We start from the raw sequence: 2,583 nt of genomic DNA on the forward strand, positions 1-2,583 counted from the left end.
ATGTCCAGTGAAAATAATTTGGAGCATGTTATTTACAATGATTCAGAACGCTTTGATGGAAAAGAAATGCTTGCTGCTGAAGTCTCCCCGTTAAGAACACAATCCTTAAATTTAAATGAAAAGAATGATTTTTTCTTTTATGGTTCAGAACTTTCAGAATATGTCGGTAATGTTATCGACAATGATTCAGAAAAATTGAATGGGAAAGGAATGTTTGCGCTTAATTTAGTACCACTAAAACCTAATGATGAAGCAATAAATGTTTTTTCAGATATAAAAAATGTTTGGGCTAAATTGAATTCTAAATACGGAACAAAAATCATTTTTTCAGAACTATCTATGAACGAAGGCGGCCAAATAACCCATGGCTATTTGCCTGAAAATGGAGGTAAGGTGCTTGGTAGAAGTGGGATTACTTTTGCAACTGGATTTGATGTTGGTCAACGCAATGAGAGAGAAATAAAAAATTTTAATTTTCCAAAAGCACTTGAAGAAAAATTATTACCCTTTGCTGAGAAAATAAGAGATGACGCAAAAAAATTACTTCCTTTAGCTCTAAAAACCCATTTAACTGCTGAAGAGGCAAATCGAGTAGATTTGGCAGTAAAGGGTGAACACCTTGGGTATACTATTAAAAGTTGGAATGCTCGAAGATTAAAAAACACACCACTTTTTAATGATCTGACATCAGCGCAACAAACGGTTTTATTGTCAAGAACGTTTCATCAAGGTCGTGGTATGCCGGATGATCCTGTGTCTAAAAACTTCTATAGTTCAGCCTTAAAAAATAATTGGATTGAGGCTGAAAAACATTTAAGAAATTATAAAGTAAAAGAGAGGTTTTATGTAAATAGAGTCCATGACGAAGCTGATTTATTAAGAAGAGGGAGAGAGGGATAAAAGTATATCAATTTCAATAGGCTTTTCTGTTTATAGGCAAAAAAGATAGATCCTTATAATGGCAAGGCAATGATTAAATTCATAAAAGATAGAATATGGTAATGTGGACGATAAAATTAATAGGCTTTTACATATGGTGCGACCTTAAAGGCTGATCACATACTAAAGAAATTAAACTTAGCTAATAATTTATTTATAATAATTTTTCATTAAGTTATTTAGGCTGAAGTTCGGAATTAAAATATATAATAAGGTTATCCATAATGAGAATAAAAATTTTTCTAGTAAAACAATTTAAGAATTTCTTAGGTCTTTTTATTTTTATTGTTGTAAATGGGAACGTAACTGCAAATAATATGAATTTAAATTGGGAGTATATTTCTAAAGAAACTCAAGATATTTGTAATTCAGTTCAGAAAATTTTGGCTCCATCTCAAGATTTTCCAGATCTGACTACAAAAAAAGCATTAAAAAATTGTAATGCAGATTCTTTTTATTATGGATTTCAAAATACTCCTGACTATCTTAAAGCAAGAGAATGCGCATTAATTAAAAATGATTACAATATTTTAACTATGATCTATGCTAATGGAAAAGGAGTTAAACGTGATCTTAGTATTGCAATCCATTATGCCTGTATGATGGATGCCGCACCGATTGAAATGGAAGAACGTGTTAAACACCTCTATAAGATGAGGGATAAAAAAGATTTAATCGATACTTTTGATATTTGTGATGATATTACAAGTGGGTATATGATTACTGTGTGCCTTGGTATAAAACAAGGTCAAGAAAAAGCCCAACAAAAGAATTATCTTGATATTTTTAAAAAAAAATTAACATCTAATGAGCAAAAAAAATTAGAAAAGCTTCGAAATGCAAGTATTATTTATTTTGATGCTCGGATGGAGAATGAGATTGACAGGTTTCAAGCTAATGCTACTGCTCATGGAATTATAGAAGAAATGAATCTCAATAAACAAATGCTAAAAAAACTTAAGAAAACTGAACAATGCATATTCCCTACTTATACACTTACTCAGTATCAAAAAATAGATAATAAACTCAATGTTATTTACAATAAAATACAAAAAAAACTATTTGCAAAATCTTTAACTGTAACTATAAATGGAATACAAAAAACAGAGAGAGCATGGATAAAGTATCGAAATGCCTGGGTCGATTTTGGTTATATGAAATGTCCGGAAATTAGCGCAATTAGTTGGAATGCTTTAATTACTAAAGAGCGTGTAATACAATTGGAGGCGCTTGCTAATTTAGAAGATTAGCATAAATCAAATGCATAAGAAAATTATAGTTGCTTTAGATGTTCCTGAAGGTAAGCGGTTAAATAAGTACTATTCAGGAAATTGCAAGAGAGCTATGCTTCTCAAATCAGCCAGGAGGAGTGTGTTGATGTTGTAAGGAAGTAGAGCATCCATTTGCTCCGGAATGTGCCTGTTGAATGTGAGTCAGAGCATACTTAAACCAGGAAAAGACATCGACCTTATGGTATTTACAGGTCTCAATCAAAGAATAGAGAATGCTTCCTGCGCGAGCGCCGATATCGTTGTCATGGAAGAGCCAGTTTTTTCGTCCGATAACAAAGGGTTTGATGGAGCGTTCGGAGGTAATCCCCCCATTTTTAACTGAAGCTAAAAGTAGAGGCTTAAGCAACTAGTG

At 32.1% G+C, this 2,583-nt stretch carries 2 protein-coding genes and 1 pseudogene; 2 read left to right on the top strand and 1 reads right to left on the bottom strand.

Annotated features, from left to right (window positions below; genetic code table 11):
• Window positions 1-900: pesticin C-terminus-like muramidase (locus LDG_RS11235; protein ID WP_040535548.1), on the top strand; the 900-nt coding region annotated here is incomplete at its 5' end.
• A gap of 263 nt (window positions 901-1,163) precedes the next feature.
• A complete protein-coding gene (locus LDG_RS11240; protein ID WP_006871489.1) occupies window positions 1,164-2,189 on the top strand; it encodes a lysozyme inhibitor LprI family protein in 1,026 nt (341 codons plus the stop codon).
• A 106-nt stretch (window positions 2,190-2,295) separates the two neighbouring features.
• Here the strand turns inward: LDG_RS11240 and LDG_RS19365 are convergent.
• Window positions 2,296-2,529, bottom strand: a pseudogene (locus LDG_RS19365) (transposase domain-containing protein); the annotation flags it as partial.
• Between the last annotated feature and the right edge of the window lie 54 nt (window positions 2,530-2,583).

Origin of the sequence: Legionella drancourtii LLAP12 (assembly GCF_000162755.2) — a bacterium.
Taxonomy (GTDB): domain Bacteria; phylum Pseudomonadota; class Gammaproteobacteria; order Legionellales; family Legionellaceae; genus Legionella; species Legionella drancourtii.